Genomic DNA, 17,038 nt, shown 5'->3' with positions numbered 1-17,038 from the left:
TCAATAACAGACGTTAAGCGCTACGGCATGTCGAATTTTTTTACTGATTGATGAGTAATCAACAATGGTAAAAAACCATAAAGGCTAATTGTTCTCAACTAGTGCAATAAGCCGTAAGTACCGCGAATCCTTGGTCAGACTTGTATCTGTATCTTCAATAAGCTCAAGAATCCTCTGCAGCTCTCCTGATGTACGCGTGAATATCTGTGGTGTTATTTTGTCCATTAAATCAAGTGTGGTTTCTGGAAAAATAGCTGCAATTGCTTCTTTACCACCGAGCTCCCTAGTGAATCTGTAGAACAAGTGATCAATTATCTCGATTGGTACTAAGTATGTTTTTACTGAATCGTAAACCTCCGGAAACTTATCGCCAGTATCGTCAAGTAAACCAACCCATGCTTTTACAGAGCTCGTGGTTCTATATTGGCGTTCTTTGGGCCAGTCCTCTCTGATTAATGGGATCACATACTTAACCCAGCCACTCTCGTTTTTCTGCCCGACCAATCCTAACCAGGAAATAAAACGATTTCGAGCCTCGTCAGATAATGCTCGTAATATGGAGCGCATTTCATTCCTGGAAGGACTGGAGGGCTCATCAGGGTGAAACATTCTCATTAAGCCAAGCCATTGCGAAGCTCGAACTGAATAATCTTTTCCCCAAGAAAGAGATTCGATCCAAGGGATAAGGTTAAGAAAAGCTGGTTTAATAAGTTCAGCTACTGCAATTGAAGGCATAGCATTGCACTGAAGATAACCATTCCATGCTGGTTCTGCTGCAGGATGTTTTAAATCCAAAAGGGGTATAAGCCATTCCTTTACCCATGCAGGATCAACAAACATTAGCCGATTTAGATTGCGAGACGTTATAGCTATAGCGTGGTCCGCACCTTCTCCTGGTGCAGTAAAAAGACGTTCAATACGAGACTTAATAGAATACGGAATAAGCGAACCAGCTTTTTTTTCTTCACTTGGCATTACTTGAAAAAGCGCTTGAGTACATTTACCGACTGGACCATTGATTGCATGGCTGAATGTACGCCGAGACTGTATTACAACCTCACCATTTCGGATAACTTCTCCGAAACCACTCCGTGTTGCATCAGCCCCACCGCTCAGTATGCCCTCTATAACATGATCGTAAACTGCCCACCCGAGATCCTCATCAAATTCAAGAGTCGCAGCTAAATTTTGTTCAAGCCAGTTACTTAATGTATGTCGTAACTCGACCAAAGCTGTAACTGGCAACCGCACAATTCGGTTCAGGAATACTCGTCTCACCCTTGGTTTAAGATCTGTAGGTAACTCACTTATCATTGGCGACCAAAATTCCTTAGGGTAATCACCGCCTCTCCCTGCAATAGCTAGTGCAGATAAAGCCTTACGCGGGTTTTCTTTTATCAATCCGACAAAGGGTTGCCTACTAGTAAAGCTGTCATCTTCTCGTTTAAGTATCTCTTTTACTTTTGGGATTATTTCGTTTGCTGGAAGATCTAAGATTATATCTGGCTTTTCGTCTGTACGAACCCAACCTGTCCGTGAACCCCAATTGATGACAACAGATGTAGCCCAGCCATCATTCCAGTCAGGAATTCTTTTAATCATCGCAGTTAGTTGGTCACGATGAATAGTGGACATTTTACAGCCGCTTAGTTCGAGATAGCGAGCGTATCTAGCTGCCATTATCTCCCTTTGTTTTGGAATGTCTTCCTCGGGAAAATAAAGTAAATGGTTCGGGCCGGTTAAAATATGCTCTATAATTCGATTCTGATTTTCTTGCGAGAATTCTTCCCAACGATCAGTGAGCAGAAAAAGAAGTTCGCGGGTAACATTTGTGTCCCAAAATCCACTTTGATCCAAAGACAAAAGCTCTTCGGCAACACGGTCAGCCTCAAAGACGCCTGTTTTACTGAATGCATAAAGTCTAAGCTTTCGGAAGAAAAACGGCTCCTTTACTGGCCAAGTTGTTACGTGTGCCTTAGCCAATTCTGGCCACTTCATAACAACTCGGTCTAAAAGGTGGACAAACCATTGAATCGCCACGGGTTTAACAGACACCTCAGAGTCATTTAAGATGGCTTAAAGAGAGGTGCCCATGAGCGGTAAGCGTTATCCCGAAGAGTTTAAAACTGAAGCAGTCAAACAGGTTGTTGATCGCGGTTATTCTGTTGCCAGCGTTGCAACACGTCTCGATATCACCACCCACAGCCTTTACGCCTGGATAAAGAAGTACGGTCCGGATTCTTCCGCTAATAAAGAACAGTCAGATGCTCAGGCCGAGATCCGCCGTCTCCAGAAAGAGCTGAAGCGGGTTACCGACGAACGGGACATATTAAAAAAAGCCGCGGCGTACTTCGCAAAGCTGTCCGACTGAGGTACGCCTTTATCCGTGACAACACCTGTTGCTGGCCTGTTCGCCTGCTCTGTCGGGTGCTGGATGTTCATCCCAGTGGTTTTTACGCCTGGCTTCAGCAGCCGCATTCACAACGCCATCAGGCAGACCTGAGACTGACAGGACAGATTAAACAGTTCTGGCTGGAATCGGGATGCGTCTATGGTTATCGCAAAATCCATCTGGATCTGCGGGACAGCGGGCAACAGTGCGGAGTGAACAGAGTCTGGCGACTGATGAAACGTGTCGGGATAAAGGCTCAGGTCGGATACCGGAGCCCGCGGGCACGTAAAGGCGAGGCCAGTATCGTGTCGCCCAACAGGCTCCAGCGACAGTTCAATCCGGATGCTCCGGATAAGCGTTGGGTAACGGACATAACCTACATCAGGACCCACGAAGGCTGGCTGTATCTTGCCGTGGTTGTTGATCTGTTCTCACGCAAAATTATCGGCTGGTCCATGCAATCCCGGATGACAAAGGACATTGTCCTGAACGCACTGCTGATGGCTGTATGGCGCCGTAATCCCCAAAAACAGGTGCTGGTTCATTCGGATCAGGGCAGTCAGTACACAAGCCATGAGTGGCAGTCGTTCCTGAAATCACACGGCCTGGAGGGCAGCATGAGCCGTCGCGGTAACTGCCATGATAATGCGGTTGCAGAAAGCTTTTTCCAGTTGTTGAAACGCGAACGGATAAAGAAAAAGAGCTACGGAACGCGGGAAGAAGCCCGCAGCGATATTTTTGATTACATCGAAATGTTTTATAACAGTAAGCGTCGGCATGGTTCCAGCGATCAGATGTCACCGACAGAATATGAAAACCAGTATTATCAACGGCTAGGAAGTGTCTAGATTATCCGTGGCGATTCACATGTCAATATCTCCGCACCTTTCTCGAAATGTTCTTCTCCTTCAACCGCACGTTCTGGATAACAACTTGGGCTTGGAAAGTAGTACGTATCAATATCCTCTAACATCCCGGAGGCAATTATTATTTGCGCTTCTAAAGCACTAAATACTTGTAGTAATACATTGTCAGGTACGTCTAAATCGTCATCATGTCTTTCGGTGAACACAACTTCAAATTGGCCTAATTCGCTGAACTGAATTTCCTCCCAGGAGCCGCTTGGCGGTCTGACTTCACCCAATCCATACGGCAATTTCATTTCCAATCGGGGCGTCATTACCCTACGAAACTCTCGTAAAACACCAGTTGTCCAGCCTTGGTTTGTAATTCGATCTTTTAAGTCGTACCAATCGACGTCATAACGACGATTGCGGGGATCTTTATGATGTTCAAGAATTAAGCTCCACAGTTGACGGGAGCGTTTGTGGATTGATGTTGAATGGGCTTTGTTGAATAAATCAGATTTCGGGTAAGTCTCCCCCGTAGCGGGTTGTGTTTTCAGGCAATACGCACGCTTTCAGGCATACCTGCTTTCGTCATTTTGTTCAGCGCTCGTACCAGGGCCATAGCCTCTGCAACCTGACCATCGTAGTCACGCAGTGTCAGTGAACCTCCGAACAGCTGTTTTACCCGGTACATCGCCGTTTCCGCTATCGAGCGACGGTTATAATCTGTTGTCCATTTCCACCGCGCATTACTCCCGGTCAGCCGCTGATTCGCAACAGCACGGTTACGGTCTGCATATTCACCGGGCCAGTAACCCGCGCCTTTTCGGGGCGGGATAAGCGCGCTGATTTTCTTACGCCGCAGTTCATCGTGACAGAGCCGGGTGTCGTAAGCGCCGTCTGCCGATGCTGCCCTGATTTTTCTGTGAGTCTGCCGGATAAGACCCGGGAAGGCTTCTGAGTCCGTCACATTGTTCAGCGACAGGTCTGCACAGATGATTTCATGTGTGTTGCTGTCAACTGCCAGATGCAACTTTCGCCAGATACGGCGGCGTTCCTGGCCATGTTTTTTGACTTTCCATTCGCCTTCACCAAAGACCTTCAGCCCGGTGGAATCAATCACCAGATGCGCGATTTCACCCCGGGTGGGCGTTTTGAAACTGACATTAACCGACTTTGCGCGCTTGCTGACACTGGTGTAATCCGGGCAGCGCAACGGAACATTCATCAGTGTAAAAATGGAATCAATAAAACCCTGTGCAGCCCGCAGGGTCAACCTGAACACGCGTTTAATGACCAGAACGGTGGTGATGGCGAGATCAGAATAGCGCTGAGGTCTTCCCCGTGATGAAGGCGTTGCCGACTCATACCAGGCCTGAATAGCTTCATCATCCAGCCAGAAAGTTATGGAGCCACGGTTGATGAGGGCTTTATTGTAGGTGGGCCAGTTGGTGATTTTGAACTTTTGCTTTGCCACGGAACGGTCTGCGTTGTCGGGAAGATGCGTGATCTGATCCTTCAACTCAGCAAAAGTTCGATTTATTCAACAAAGCCTGTTGAATGCTCAATATTGCGTTCAATATTTTGTAGTAGTAGAGGATGAATGCTGATTTTTCGGATAGCCCACCAAGCCATCACGGGGCTATCAAGAGATTTGCAGAACCAGGCCATGAGATGGCTCAATCGTTTCGGCATTGTCTCCAAACATCCAGCCAAGCGATGGTAATCTGACGGACTATCATCTTCGTCGCGCCATTCAAGGAGATTATCGTTACTCACTCCACGTTTATGTTCATCTTCAGAGATATCTTGCAGATCGTCATCAAGCCCATAAGCTTCTTGTGGATCTGACCTGCCCCCACGATTAGATACAACACTCAGTTAGTAACGTCGGAATCTTCATTCTCAGAATGACCCTTTCTCCAGCCCGCTGCAAATTCAGACGGTGTCTGATAATTCAGCGTGGAGTGCGGGCGGCATTCGTTATAATCCTGCCGCCAGTCATTAATAATTTTCCTGGCATGAACGATATCGCTGAACCAGTGCTCATTCAAACATTCATCGCGAAATCGTCCGTTAAAGCTCTCAATAAATCCGTTCTGCGTTGGCTTGCCCGGCTGGATTAAGCGCAACTCAACACCATGCTCAAAGGCCCATTGATCCAGTGCACGGCAAGTGAACTCCGGCCCCTGGTCAGTTCTTATCGTCGCCGGATAGCCTCGAAACAGTGCAATGCTGTCCAGAATACGCGTGACCTGAACGCCTGAAATCCCAAAGGCAACAGTGACCGTCAGGCATTCCTTTGTGAAATCATCGACGCAGGTAAGACACTTGATCCTGCGACCGGTGGAAAGTGCGTCCATGACGAAATCCATCGACCAGGTCAGATTGGGCGCCGCCGGACGGAGCAGCGGCAGACGTTCTGTTGCCAGCCCTTTACGACGTCTTCTGCGTTTTACGCCCAGGCCACTGAGGTGATAAAGCCGGTACACGCGCTTATGATTAACATGAAGCCCTTCACGGCGCAGCAACTGCCAAATACGACGGTAGCCAAAACGCCTGCGCTCCAGTGCCAGCTCAGTGATGCGCCCTGATAAATGCGCATCAGCAGCCGGACGGTGAGCCTCATAGCGGCAGGTCGACAGGGATAAACCTGTAAGCCTGCAGGCACGACGTTGCGACAGACCGGTCGCATCACACATCAACATCACGGCTTCCCGCTTCTGGTCTGTCGTCAGTACTTTCGCCCAAGAGCCACCTGAAGCGCCTCTTTATCCAGCATGGCTTCGGCAAGCAGCTTCTTGAGTCTGGTGTTCTCTTCCTCAAGCGACTTCAGGCGCTTAACTTCAGGCACCTCCATACCGCCATACTTCTTACGCCAGGTGTAAAACGTGGCATCGGAAATGGCATGCTTGCGGCAGAGTTCACGGGCGGGTACCCCAGCTTCGGCTTCGCGGAGAATACTGATGATCTGTTCGTCGGAAAAACGCTTCTTCATGGGGATGTCCTCATGTGGCTTATGAAGACATTACTAACATCGGGGTGTACTAATCAACGGGGAGCAGGTCACGTTGTCTGCCACGTGAGGCCAGCAGCCCGGTGGCGATACAGCTTAGTGCTCCACTTCGTACCGATGCCGTTAATAAAAAAGCCCGTGACGATTTTGGTGAAACGGTCGGCTCGGTACTGGATACAGTAAGTTCCATGCCCCTGATACCAGCCCCGGTTCGGACAATAATCCAGGCTGTACGCGATACCGTGGTATCGGCCGCCCGCGCCGTCTGGAATTTTTTCTTCTGAATTATTAGTAGTTTAACCAGTTATTTCCTGAGCCCTGTTGCGATTATGCGACAGGGCTTTTTTGTTTTCATTCTTCCATCATGAGGAGTCTGCTTATGACCCGTCTGGCTTCGCGCTTTGGCGCAGCAAATCTTATTCGTCGTGACCGTCCGCTAACCCGCGAAGAGCTTTTTCGTGTGGTGCCCAGCGTATTCAGCGAGGAGAAGCATGAGTCACGCAGCGCACGGTATACCTGGATACCAACCATTACCGTTCTTGAGAACCTGCAGCGCGAAGGCTTTCAGCCGTTCTTTGCCTGCCAGACCCGGGTGCGTGACCCAGGGCGTCGCGAGCATACAAAGCATATGTTACGCCTGCGCCGGGAGGGACAAATTACTGGCAAGCAAGTCCCGGAAATCATTCTGCTCAATTCTCATGACGGCACCAGCTCGTATCAGATGTTACCGGGATTATTCCGTGCGGTATGCCAGAACGGGCTCGTCTGCGGCGAGTCGTTTGGTGAGGTGCGGGTACCGCACAAAGGGGATGTGGTGAGTCAGGTGATTGAGGGGGCTTATGAAGTGCTGGGGATTTTTGACCGTGTGGAAGAGAAGCGGGATGCCATGCAGTCTCTGATGCTGTCGCCACCGGCACAACAGGCTCTGGCTCAGGCTGCACTGACGTACCGTTTCGGTGAGGACCACCAGCCGGTGACAGCACCTCAGGTGCTTTCCCCCCCGGCGCTGGCAGGATGAGAGCAATGACCTGTGGACCACATACCAGCGTATTCAGGAGAACCTGATTAAGGGTGGGCTCAGTGGCCGGAGTGCAAAAGGCGGGCGAACGCATACCCGTGCCGTGCGCGGCATTGACGGCGACGTTAAGCTCAACCGGGCGCTATGGGTGATGGCGGAAGCTATGCTCTCCGGATTTGCGGCAAACGGATGTTAGCTCCGGCAGCGTACGGACATCCCCTGTCCGTTCGTTGATCGATTTCCAGGCAGGCTTTCCTTGATAAGGCTACGGAACCGCATTCTGATTGCATTCAGCATGCAGAAAAAATACCGCTTCCGCTGTCCGTATCCTGTCCGACCCTCTCGTTACACTAATCACTTAATTTTCAGTCCATTAACAGGGTGGAGAACGCCTCTCATGTCTCAGTCTGAGCGCCGCCATGAGCGCCTTGCGGTCCGGCTGTCGCTGATTATCAGCCGTCTTGTGGCGGGAGAAACGCTGGTCATACAGACACTGGCCGCCGAATTTGGCGTGTCAGTACGCACATTGCGTCGGGATTTTCGCGAGCGTCTGGCCTATCTCGATCTGGAATTCCGTAACGGGCAGTGTCGTCTGCTGTCCGGCAGCCGTCAGAGGGAGCTGACGGTGCAGACCTTTGTCCGTCAGTCCGGTGTGGAGGCGCTTTTTCCGGATATAGACAACCAACTGGTCAACTCTCTGTTGAGTGCCAGCGAGTCTCCCTGCCTTATCTGGCACAGCACCAACGCCAGAACACAGGCACGGACTGAAGTTTTTACGCGACTGATTCGCGCCATCACTGAACACCGTCGGGTAACGCTTCTGGCAGAAGGCCATCGTTGCACAGGTCTGGCTCCCTATCGACTGGTGTGCAGTGACGGCTGCTGGTACCTGACCGGCGAACATGGAGGACATATTACGGTTTTCACGCTGGGTGATATTCACACGGTCACATTCAATCCGGCGCTTTTTGTCCCGGATACACAGGTACGTAACCTGTTGTCACACCCCGATTTTCTTCGGGTTTTACCTCACTTTCAGACTTTCCATTCACTTTTCGTTGTCGGTGACGACGGTTTTTCACCCTTTAAGGAGCAAAGATGAAATTACTCACTGCAACCACGCTGGCGCTCAGCCTGTGCGTCGGAACAGTTTTGCCAGTAGCCGCTGAAAATATCGTGGGTACGGTTAAGGCCTGGCAGTACATGCAGGCAGATGGCTGGAAATCAGCTGATGGTCTGGACAACCATACCCTTAGCAACGCGCTGTATGGTGCCAGAGTGATCGATAATTATCCCTGGACCCGGCAATTCTTGCTACGTCAGGGATACAATGGAGGCTATTTTCTGGCCGATAAAAATACTAAAACGGTACGCAAACTGGCGCTCAAAACAGCCAGTGGTTCTTCCTCCGATTTGACATCTGTCTACCAGGGTGAGGGAAAGGCATGTGGTTTCGTTCTGATTGATACACAGGCTGCATTGCTTGACGAGGCACAGCAGCGAGCGAGTGGAACTGATGACCCGGCAGAGACAGTGCGAGTAGCCCGTACAAAATTTCAACCAAACACCTTGATAGTCGTGCCTGATAACTGTGTCAATCCCAAACAACAGGCCGCGCTGGAGGCTAAGCGCTCTCAAAAAGACAGGGAGCTGCAGCAATGGGTGGCAAAGCAGAGTATGGCTGAACTCTGCCGCCGAACCGGTAACTGTTGAGGATCTGGTTACAGATGTTTTAACCGCGCCAGATGGCTTGCAGGTATATCTGGTTCAATCCGGTTCGCATTTATTCAGGAAGAAGACCATGCTAAAAATAGCGACCTCTGTTATCCCGGCTTTAATTCTCTCGCTCGCGGCTTTCAGCGCCGGTGCCGCGCAGCTTCCGGAAAGCCTGATGGATAAAGACAATCCCGGCCAGGAATACTGGTGCCAGGGTAATGACATTAACACTACCGTCTGCTCATTGACTGATGTCAGTAATGACCGTAAGTTTGCCCTGATTCAGGATCTGCCCGGTCCAGCCTGCGAAGATTTAAGCTTCGGTGTTATTGACCTGGTATTTAACACCGGACTTAACATTCCTTATGACGGCGGTGACTGCAAAGGGGATGTAAAGGCCGGGTTTGTGCGAGGCACAAAAGATAATGCCCTGTATGTGAAGATTGTCCGGGGCAGCAAAACTTTGCGCCTGTATAAGGTACAGACGGGTTTCTGACTGAACCCGCACCACAATACTCTCTCAAAGCCCCCGACGCGTCTGCGTCGGGGGCTTTGTTTTTAAGATTATCAAAATGTCTGAATTTCAATTACTGCCGCCGGGACCTTTCACCCGACAGCAGGCCGAAGTGGTTACCCGCCGGTATTGTAACATCAGTATTGAAGACGACCTGGGTAGCCACTTCCACCTAGTGGTTCGTGACTCTGAAGGTCGAATGGTCTGGCGGGCGTGGAGCTTTGAAACGGATGCCGGTGAAGGACTTAACCGCTATATCCGGCAGTATGGCATCCTCAGAGCATCCTCCTGCTGACCACACCCATTCATCATTACTTCATATCCCCCATACGCCAGCTATCGTCGCTGGCGTTTTTTATTGACGGAGAATATCCATGACGACAGAAACTCAACGCGAATTGATGCCCGCTAATGAACCTCAGTTTGACCTTACAGCAACACCAGTACCTGACGAACAGCGCATCCGCTTCTGGCCGCTGTACTTTGGCGCTATCCCGCAGTGGATAACGCTGGAACCCCATATTTTCGCCTGGATGGACCGCTTCTGTGATGAGTACAGCGGTGGTATCTGGTCCTTCTACACGCTCAGCAATGGCGGCGCGTTTATGGCCCCTGATGCTGACGTTGACGATAAATGGCATCTGTTGAATGGCATGAACGGCAATGGTGCGCAAATGAGTGCGGAAGCCGCAGGTGTCGCTGTCTGCCTGATTGAATACAGCCATCACGCCTGTCGCACCAAATGCGATGCCATGACGGAGCACTATTACCGCCTGCGGGATTACGCCCTGCAGCACCCTGAATCCAGCGCCATTCTGCGCATTATTGATTGAGGATACTCATGATGGAACAGTCACTTACCCCACTGGCTCCGGTACTCCCACTTAGCGCTCAACGCACTGTGCAACATGCCCTGGCCCTGCTTGACCGCCACCTGCGCGAAACAGGCGTGGCATTCACCTCCACTCAGGCTGCCCGTGACTGGCTGAAACTGAAAATGGCGGGACTGGAGCGAGAGGAGTTTATGGTGCTTTATCTCAATCAGCAGAACCAGTTGCTTGCCCATGAAACACTATTCACCGGCACCATTAACAGTACCGAGGTACATCCTCGCGAGGTGGTCAAGCGGGCCCTGTACTTCAATGCGGCAGCAGTATTATTTGCGCATAACCACCCTTCCGGCGACACCACACCCAGTCAGGCTGATAAAGCTGTCACGCAGCGTCTGGTGCAGGCGCTCCAGCTCGTTGATATCCGTGTGCCTGACCACCTTATCGTTGGTGGCACGCAGATATTGTCGTTCGCTGAACACGGTCTGCTTTGAGGTCTGCCATGAAAATTATCAGTAAACGCCGGGCGATGACGATTTACCGTCAGCATCCGGCTTCCCGCATTTTTCGCTACTGCACCGGCAGATACCAGTGGCACGGCAGTGTCTGTCATTACACTGGTCTTGTAGTTCCTGACATTCCCGGTGTGCTGGCGATATACGCCGAACGCCGCCAGGACCGCAACGGGCCCTATGCCTGTCTGATGAGTATCACCCTGAACTGACAATAAAGGAAAAGCTGATGAGGAGTAACGCTACATGGGGACTGCAACGTGATATCACACCGCGTCTGGGAGCCCGTCTGGTGCAGGAGGGCAACCGGCTCCACTATCTGGCTGACCGGGCAAGTATCACCGGTAAATTCAGTGACGCCGAATGCCTGAAGTTGGATGTCGCATTCCCGCATTTTATCAGTCTGATGGAATCAATGCTGACTACTGGTGAAATGAACCCTCGCCATGCCCACTGTGTCACCCTGTACCGCAACGGTTTTACCTGCGAAGCCGATACTCTTGGTAGCTGCGGCTACTTATATATCGTTGTTTATCCCACTCAAAGCTAACTAATTTCACGAGAGCAAGCATGAAAACTTTACCTGCTACAATTTCGCGGGCGGCGAAGCCCTGTCTGTCTCCAGTGGCTGTCTGGCAAATGCTACTTACACGCCTGCTGGAAAAACACTATGGTCTGACCCTGAACGATACGCCGTTCTGTGATCAAACCGTTATACAGGAACATATCGATGCGGGTATCACTCTGGCTAATGCCGTTAACTTTCTGGTAGAAAAGTATGAGTTAGTACGTATCGATCGCACAGGATTTACCTCACAGGAACAAGCGCCATATTTGACCGTGACAGATATCCTTCATGCCAGGAGAGCATGCGGATTAATGAACAGTTGTTCGTATCGGGAAGTAAGTAATATTGTTCTTAGCCGATCGCGGCAGTGAGAAAGACTTCAAGAGCCGAGAAGATTTGTACGGTCTGTGAAAAAATTGGTGATATTGGCGACTCGGTGAAAGGCTTATCGAGTCGCATGAAAAAAAAGGTGGGGGCACAAAAGGGGGCATTTATAAAGATGAAACAAGAAAATATATAGTTATCAATGGTTATGTAGGTTGCGTTATGTTCCTATTATCACCTAAATAAAATAGTTACCCTCCATTACATTAAATCTCATTCTCAGACCATGGCAGCAAATATTGCTATTGGCTGCACATTTTCGCGTCATCGTTTTGTACCTCAAAGAAGTTGATCGGCGGCATAACCCTAAAGGCTATACCGCCAGCGCCATATTATCGCGCCATTAACGCAAACACCCCCCAGCCAAAGTACTCCCGCGTGTACGTCACATGACGTTCAGGCGCTATCGTCAGCTCCGCCCGAACCTCCTGCGCGAAGTCATCGTCTGGGTTTTCCTCCAGCCAGCGCCGCATGGTCATCCATTTTGCGGCTTCGTACCTGTCCCAGCCTTCCTGGTCAGCCAGGACCATTTCAACCGGGTCATAGCCCTGTTGATCGAAAGACGCAACCAGACCGGGCAGAGTGAGAAAGTCTGCAATCGACGAGACACCGCAGGCCTGGGCTGTCTCCTCCGTCGCGGGTACCCGACGCCAGTACGGTTCGCCGATGAGCATAATTCCCCCGGGCTTGAGGCTTTTTGCCAGCAGATCCATTGTCCCGGCTACGCCACCCGCAATCCAGGTTGCGCCAACGCAGGCCGCCACGTCACATTTTTCATTTGCGACGTAGCCGGCCGCGTCGTTATGAATGAAATGGACGCGTTCGCTGACGCAGAGTTCCTCTGCGCGCAGCGTGGCCTGCGCGGTGAAGAGCGGGCTCATATCAATACCGACACCGGTAATGGCGTGATCCCTAGCCCAGGTACAAAGCATCTCTCCCGAGCCGCTGCCGAGATCGAGAATGCGTGTGCCTGGCTTCATGCGTAACACGCGGCCCAGCGTCGCGTACTTCTCTGGCGTAAAGGGGTTATGAATGCGGTGTTCGCTTTCGCTAACAGTAAAAATACGTGGGATATCCATCATCCTCTCCTCAACGATTATCAGGCTGAGCGCGAACGTTGTTCAGCCCGGTGGTGTTAATGCGGTAGGGCTGACCGTTAACGGATTTGATCAGCTTTTTGGTTTTGAGCTTTTTGAAAACGGCGAGGGTGCAGTCAGCCAGCAACAGCCCTTCGCGGCTATAGCATTCAACGGCGGTGACGCGGCCGGAGGTATCGCGGACGTGCACAATACGGCCACCTTTGGCGAGAACGTGTAAGGTACGTTGTTCCTGACGGGATAAATTCATACTGGAAAACCTGTTTAATCATCATGTGCAAAACGTGCAAACACACAGCGGTGTCCGCATACGATTTCGGCGCATTGATAATCAGTCCGGCCTGGAAAGGTCGGGAAGCTGATTATCGGATGATTACATTCTCCAGCATCAAAGCCTCGGATTGAGTTGATAGGTATTTACGGGGTGAATGATAACACCTGCTTATTGTCAGTGAATATCCAGGGGCGAAAAATGTGATCCCGGTTGGTATCGGGCTGAGGAGAGGGGATCATTGCTGGCCGCTCTTAATTTTGCTGTCGACCTGAGGCTGTGGTTTGCTGAAAAGATATCCCTGCACAAGCTCGCAACCCAGAGCCTGAAGCCGCTCAAGCTGCTCTTCGGTCTCAACGCCCTCGGCTATGACGCCCATATTAAGGCTTTGAGCCATACCGGTAATTAGCTTCACAATATTAAGCGCATCTTCCTGCGTAGATATCGGATTGACAAAAGATTTATCGATCTTGATTTTATCAAAATTCAGTTCGCTGAGTCTGGAGAGCGACGAATAACCCGTGCCAAAATCATCAATGGAGATTCTTACGCCCAGTGCGCGGAGTTTTTTGAGGATCGTAATGGGGTTATTTCTGTCACTGAAGAGGGGGCTTTGTTGAATAAATCAGATTTCGGGTAAGTCTCCCCCGTAGCGGGTTGTGTTTTCAGGCAATACGCACGCTTTCAGGCATACCTGCTTTCGTCATTTTGTTCAGCGCTCGTACCAGGGCCATAGCCTCTGCAACCTGACCATCGTAGTCACGCAGTGTCAGTGAACCTCCGAACAGCTGTTTTACCCGGTACATCGCCGTTTCCGCTATCGAGCGACGGTTATAATCTGTTGTCCATTTCCACCGCGCATTACTCCCGGTCAGCCGCTGATTCGCAACAGCACGGTTACGGTCTGCATATTCACCGGGCCAGTAACCCGCGCCTTTTCGGGGCGGGATAAGCGCGCTGATTTTCTTACGCCGCAGTTCATCGTGACAGAGCCGGGTGTCGTAAGCGCCGTCTGCCGATGCTGCCCTGATTTTTCTGTGAGTCTGCCGGATAAGACCCGGGAAGGCTTCTGAGTCCGTCACATTGTTCAGCGACAGGTCTGCACAGATGATTTCATGTGTGTTGCTGTCAACTGCCAGATGCAACTTTCGCCAGATACGGCGGCGTTCCTGGCCATGTTTTTTGACTTTCCATTCGCCTTCACCAAAGACCTTCAGCCCGGTGGAATCAATCACCAGATGCGCGATTTCACCCCGGGTGGGCGTTTTGAAACTGACATTAACCGACTTTGCGCGCTTGCTGACACTGGTGTAATCCGGGCAGCGCAACGGAACATTCATCAGTGTAAAAATGGAATCAATAAAACCCTGTGCAGCCCGCAGGGTCAACCTGAACACGCGTTTAATGACCAGAACGGTGGTGATGGCGAGATCAGAATAGCGCTGAGGTCTTCCCCGTGATGAAGGCGTTGCCGACTCATACCAGGCCTGAATAGCTTCATCATCCAGCCAGAAAGTTATGGAGCCACGGTTGATGAGGGCTTTATTGTAGGTGGGCCAGTTGGTGATTTTGAACTTTTGCTTTGCCACGGAACGGTCTGCGTTGTCGGGAAGATGCGTGATCTGATCCTTCAACTCAGCAAAAGTTCGATTTATTCAACAAAGCCTGAAGAGGGATGACTCTGTGACCTCTAACTCAAGACGGTTAGCCGGTAGCCCGGTCTCAGCCAGAACGGACTGCACCGTATTAATAAATGATTTGCTGCCTAACTGAACAGGCGAGACGTTGACGGAGATCCTGGCCGGAACAGCCCAGGAAACTGCCTCCCTACAGGCCAGTTTAAGTACAGTTTTACCTATCTCGTTGATCATGCCTGTTTTTTCAGCGGCGAAAATAAAGCTATCCGGGGAGAGCATTCCCTTAACAGGATGCATCCAGCGAATAAGCGCTTCATAGCCGTAAATTTCCTTGCTGACGGAATTCACAATAGGCTGGTAATAAACAACAAATTCATCATTCTCTATTGCTCTTGCCATATCATTTTCAAGGGTTCTGCTCTCCTGCAACTTCTGTAGCATTCGCTGGCGGAAGACTTTGATCTGCTGAGAACCTTCTTTCTTGGCTTCATAGAGCGCCAGATCGGCAAATTTATAAAGGTAATCCGAACGTCGTTCGTTATCCGATAAAACAATACCCACGCAGGTGGCTATTTTTATAAGTTGATTATTAATTGTATAGGGCTTGCTGATGCTATCACTGATTTCTCGCGCGCGTGAAACGGCTGCGGCTTCGGTTAAGCCATTGGAGAGAAACGCAAATTCGTCGCCGCCCAAACGATAAAATGTCTCTGAAAAGCGGCTCAAAGCGTTAAGGCGCGTGGATACCTCACGTAACAGTAAATCCCCAGTATCATGACCGTAGGTATCATTCACCTCTTTGAACCGGTCTAAATCGAATAACATCACCGTGACCGAAATATGTTTTTTCTCAGCCTGTAGATTAAGCTTATTGAGATCATCCCAGAAGAAAAGACGGTTTTTCATGCCGGTAAGGGAGTCATGATAAACATCGTATTCCAGTTTTGTGTTCTGGATTTGCAGGGTTTCTTTGGATAGCTGAAGTTCTTCAGCCAGCGTTTTCACCTGCATATGGGCTTTCAGGATATTTTTATTTTGATAGATAATCAAAAAGCCCAGTATGAAGCTTAAAATAACTAGTAACAGCGAAAGTGCTGAATAAATATAATACAGAACCTGTATTTTAAGGTTGGTTTCATTGATTGTATTAACATCTTTTGTTAAAGCCGTGGATGAAAGCTGGCTTAGCGGAGCATCCAGTGAATGCATATTTTTCAGATAGAGCTTTAACTCTGAACGGCTCATTTTCTCAAGATGACCATCCAGATAGTTCAGTATGTTTTCCAGGCGTAAGGCGAGCGCCTGATGCGCTTTTTCGCTGTTTATATAACGACCCAGGCCGCCTTCTTTCAATAAATCATTCTGGCTCAGCATGATTTCCAGGCGCATGCGAACCTGGTCTACCGTAACGTCATCAGTCTCGGTTGCGTACAGTCCAATCCATGATTCAAATCGGTAATATTCAGACACCAGTTGGGCTACAGACCAGGACTCAGTGTAGTGAGTCAGTTTTTGCAACTCTTGCTGACGATCGTAAACAAGAAATGCTATATATCCCGTAGTGATAAAAAGAGAAAAAATGATACCAACCAGTATCCTGTTCATTATGTTCTCCTGAACTACTATTCAATCTTCATTTTGCTGACCTGCCATGCCGATCGCGAGTAATAAATCTGATTATTGAGTTCAGGAAGACTGTCATAAGGGTAGACGATGAATGACGGACCTTTATCGCGGATGCGCATATATTCGCCATTGACCTTTAAAGCCAGGATGGCGTTGTATTTCTGGAAGTCGCTGAGAGGGATGACGGTCGTGTAATCATTGAGTGCAACCACATTCAGGACCGAACCCTTTGCACCCACATACTCCATGAGTTTGCGCATCGGGATACCCTCAAACTTCGTGCGGCCATTATACCAGGGAGAGGTCGTCTGGAAACTCACCATCCCCAGTTTTTCAAGGCTGGCAATATCAAAAACGGCTTTTCCATTTTCGTTCGTATTTTCTATATTACCGGTAATGGTTAAAATGGGTTTGCCCACAGGCTTTGGCAGTTCGCCAGCCCAGCTTAAACTTTGTACCAAAAAGCAGCACAGTATTAGGATTATTCGCATATTGACCTCCTCTTTTTAACAGAAGTATAAGAATTATAAGTTATTTATCCTATAAGTTTGTCTATTTTGTTGAACGCCACGCCTTTTTGCAAACGCTACTTGATTAAAATCATCAAAA

At 49.7% G+C, this 17,038-nt stretch carries 18 protein-coding genes and 4 pseudogenes; 12 read left to right on the top strand and 10 right to left on the bottom strand.

The window, feature by feature from the left end:
* Positions 1-84: 84 nt before the first annotated feature.
* A complete protein-coding gene (locus RHN82_RS05070) occupies positions 85-2,055 on the bottom strand; it encodes a hypothetical protein (protein WP_234043674.1) in 1,971 nt (656 codons plus the stop codon).
* A gap of 37 nt (positions 2,056-2,092) precedes the next feature.
* Between RHN82_RS05070 and RHN82_RS05065 the strand changes: the two genes are divergently transcribed.
* Positions 2,093-3,240 (top strand): IS3 family transposase gene (locus RHN82_RS05065; protein ID WP_088581786.1). Its coding sequence is split into 2 segments (ribosomal slippage): positions 2,093-2,330 and positions 2,330-3,240, totalling 1,149 coding nucleotides; the frame shifts between segments, so codons are not numbered across the junction.
* Here the strand turns inward: RHN82_RS05065 and RHN82_RS05060 are convergent.
* The 3 genes from RHN82_RS05060 to RHN82_RS05050 form a co-directional block, all read right to left on the bottom strand.
* Positions 3,237-3,560: a hypothetical protein gene (locus RHN82_RS05060; protein ID WP_237764795.1), complete on the bottom strand. Its 324-nt coding sequence runs from the start codon at positions 3,558-3,560 to the stop codon at positions 3,237-3,239. The two genes, RHN82_RS05065 and RHN82_RS05060, sit on opposite strands and share 4 nt — an antisense overlap.
* A gap of 233 nt (positions 3,561-3,793) precedes the next feature.
* Positions 3,794-4,762 (bottom strand): IS5-like element IS903B family transposase, encoded by a 969-nt coding sequence (locus tag RHN82_RS05055; RefSeq protein WP_022649395.1) that lies wholly within the window; start codon positions 4,760-4,762, stop codon positions 3,794-3,796.
* Positions 4,763-5,117: 355 nt separating this feature from the next.
* Positions 5,118-6,238 (bottom strand): IS3-like element ISSen4 family transposase gene (locus RHN82_RS05050; protein ID WP_085950818.1). Its coding sequence is split into 2 segments (ribosomal slippage): positions 5,118-5,980 and positions 5,980-6,238, totalling 1,122 coding nucleotides; the frame shifts between segments, so codons are not numbered across the junction.
* 71 nt (positions 6,239-6,309) lie between these two features.
* On the opposite strand from RHN82_RS05050, the pseudogene RHN82_RS05045 reads away from it, so the two are divergent.
* The 11 genes and pseudogenes from RHN82_RS05045 to RHN82_RS04995 all read left to right on the top strand — a co-directional run.
* Positions 6,310-6,540, top strand: a pseudogene (locus tag RHN82_RS05045) (hypothetical protein); the annotation flags it as partial.
* A 95-nt stretch (positions 6,541-6,635) separates the two neighbouring features.
* Positions 6,636-7,470, top strand: a pseudogene (locus RHN82_RS05040) (DUF932 domain-containing protein).
* 201 nt (positions 7,471-7,671) lie between these two features.
* Positions 7,672-8,376, top strand: coding sequence for a DeoR family transcriptional regulator (locus RHN82_RS05035; protein WP_047051185.1), 705 nt, complete (start codon positions 7,672-7,674; stop codon positions 8,374-8,376).
* Positions 8,373-8,987: a hypothetical protein gene (locus RHN82_RS05030; protein ID WP_047051184.1), complete on the top strand. Its 615-nt coding sequence runs from the start codon at positions 8,373-8,375 to the stop codon at positions 8,985-8,987. The genes RHN82_RS05035 and RHN82_RS05030 overlap by 4 nt, the downstream gene beginning before the upstream one ends.
* An 88-nt stretch (positions 8,988-9,075) precedes the next feature.
* Positions 9,076-9,486 carry a hypothetical protein gene (locus RHN82_RS05025; RefSeq protein WP_047051183.1) on the top strand — a complete coding sequence of 137 codons (411 nt, stop codon included), beginning with the start codon at positions 9,076-9,078 and terminating at the stop codon, positions 9,484-9,486.
* Between the two features lie 76 nt (positions 9,487-9,562).
* Positions 9,563-9,799, top strand: a complete 237-nt coding sequence (locus RHN82_RS05020) for a DUF905 domain-containing protein (protein ID WP_047051182.1) — start codon at positions 9,563-9,565, stop codon at positions 9,797-9,799.
* Between the two features lie 79 nt (positions 9,800-9,878).
* Positions 9,879-10,337, top strand: coding sequence for an antirestriction protein (locus RHN82_RS05015; protein WP_047051181.1), 459 nt, complete (start codon positions 9,879-9,881; stop codon positions 10,335-10,337).
* A gap of 8 nt (positions 10,338-10,345) precedes the next feature.
* Positions 10,346-10,828: a RadC family protein gene (locus tag RHN82_RS05010; protein WP_075211782.1), complete on the top strand. Its 483-nt coding sequence runs from the start codon at positions 10,346-10,348 to the stop codon at positions 10,826-10,828.
* Between the two features lie 8 nt (positions 10,829-10,836).
* Positions 10,837-11,058, top strand: coding sequence for a DUF987 domain-containing protein (locus RHN82_RS05005; protein ID WP_016243789.1), 222 nt, complete (start codon positions 10,837-10,839; stop codon positions 11,056-11,058).
* Positions 11,059-11,075: 17 nt separating this feature from the next.
* A complete protein-coding gene (locus RHN82_RS05000; RefSeq protein WP_047051179.1) occupies positions 11,076-11,396 on the top strand; it encodes a type IV toxin-antitoxin system YeeU family antitoxin in 321 nt (106 codons plus the stop codon).
* A gap of 20 nt (positions 11,397-11,416) precedes the next feature.
* Positions 11,417-11,785, top strand: coding sequence for a TA system toxin CbtA family protein (locus RHN82_RS04995; protein WP_071886833.1), 369 nt, complete (start codon positions 11,417-11,419; stop codon positions 11,783-11,785).
* Positions 11,786-12,130: 345 nt separating this feature from the next.
* On the opposite strand, the gene RHN82_RS04990 is transcribed toward RHN82_RS04995, so the two are convergent.
* The 6 genes and pseudogenes from RHN82_RS04990 to RHN82_RS04965 all read right to left on the bottom strand — a co-directional run bounded on the left by RHN82_RS04990 (position 12,131) and on the right by RHN82_RS04965 (position 16,920).
* Entirely contained in the window at positions 12,131-12,877 is a 747-nt protein-coding gene (locus RHN82_RS04990; protein WP_047051178.1) for a cyclopropane-fatty-acyl-phospholipid synthase family protein, read from the bottom strand.
* Positions 12,878-12,887: 10 nt separating this feature from the next.
* Positions 12,888-13,145 carry a YjhX family toxin gene (locus RHN82_RS04985; RefSeq protein WP_003863178.1) on the bottom strand — a complete coding sequence of 86 codons (258 nt, stop codon included), beginning with the start codon at positions 13,143-13,145 and terminating at the stop codon, positions 12,888-12,890.
* Positions 13,146-13,404: 259 nt separating this feature from the next.
* A pseudogene (locus RHN82_RS04980) lies at positions 13,405-13,788 on the bottom strand (EAL domain-containing protein); the annotation flags it as partial.
* Positions 13,789-13,831: 43 nt separating this feature from the next.
* The gene (locus tag RHN82_RS04975) at positions 13,832-14,800 is read right to left on the bottom strand and encodes an IS5-like element IS903B family transposase (protein ID WP_022649395.1); all 969 of its coding nucleotides are present in this window, start codon (positions 14,798-14,800) and stop codon (positions 13,832-13,834) included.
* A 33-nt stretch (positions 14,801-14,833) separates the two neighbouring features.
* Positions 14,834-16,408: pseudogene (locus RHN82_RS04970) on the bottom strand (putative bifunctional diguanylate cyclase/phosphodiesterase); the annotation flags it as partial.
* A gap of 17 nt (positions 16,409-16,425) precedes the next feature.
* Complete coding sequence (locus RHN82_RS04965; RefSeq protein ID WP_047051176.1) at positions 16,426-16,920, bottom strand: molybdopterin-dependent oxidoreductase; 495 nt, start codon at positions 16,918-16,920, stop codon at positions 16,426-16,428.
* Positions 16,921-17,038 lie beyond the last annotated feature (118 nt).

It is taken from the genome of Enterobacter cloacae complex sp. EB5 (assembly GCF_031432835.1).
GTDB lineage: Bacteria > Pseudomonadota > Gammaproteobacteria > Enterobacterales > Enterobacteriaceae > Enterobacter > Enterobacter hormaechei_C.
The sequence above is the reverse complement of the archived record's forward strand: the minus strand, read 5'-3'. Positions and strand labels throughout refer to the sequence as shown.

Bases quoted from the DNA above. Each gene is read 5' to 3' on its own strand.
- RHN82_RS05030 (WP_047051184.1), top strand. From the start codon at position 8,373: ATGAAATTACTCACTGCAACCACGCTGGCGCTCAGCCTGTGCGTCGGA.
- RHN82_RS05000 (WP_047051179.1), top strand. From the start codon at position 11,076: ATGAGGAGTAACGCTACATGGGGACTGCAACGTGATATCACACCGCGT.
- RHN82_RS04990 (WP_047051178.1), bottom strand. From the start codon at position 12,877: ATGGATATCCCACGTATTTTTACTGTTAGCGAAAGCGAACACCGCATT.
- RHN82_RS05010 (WP_075211782.1), top strand. From the start codon at position 10,346: ATGATGGAACAGTCACTTACCCCACTGGCTCCGGTACTCCCACTTAGC.
- RHN82_RS04995 (WP_071886833.1), top strand. From the start codon at position 11,417: ATGAAAACTTTACCTGCTACAATTTCGCGGGCGGCGAAGCCCTGTCTG.
- RHN82_RS05015 (WP_047051181.1), top strand. From the start codon at position 9,879: ATGACGACAGAAACTCAACGCGAATTGATGCCCGCTAATGAACCTCAG.
- RHN82_RS05020 (WP_047051182.1), top strand. From the start codon at position 9,563: ATGTCTGAATTTCAATTACTGCCGCCGGGACCTTTCACCCGACAGCAG.
- RHN82_RS04965 (WP_047051176.1), bottom strand. From the start codon at position 16,920: ATGCGAATAATCCTAATACTGTGCTGCTTTTTGGTACAAAGTTTAAGC.
- RHN82_RS05035 (WP_047051185.1), top strand. From the start codon at position 7,672: ATGTCTCAGTCTGAGCGCCGCCATGAGCGCCTTGCGGTCCGGCTGTCG.
- RHN82_RS05025 (WP_047051183.1), top strand. From the start codon at position 9,076: ATGCTAAAAATAGCGACCTCTGTTATCCCGGCTTTAATTCTCTCGCTC.
- RHN82_RS04985 (WP_003863178.1), bottom strand. From the start codon at position 13,145: ATGAATTTATCCCGTCAGGAACAACGTACCTTACACGTTCTCGCCAAA.
- RHN82_RS05005 (WP_016243789.1), top strand. From the start codon at position 10,837: ATGAAAATTATCAGTAAACGCCGGGCGATGACGATTTACCGTCAGCAT.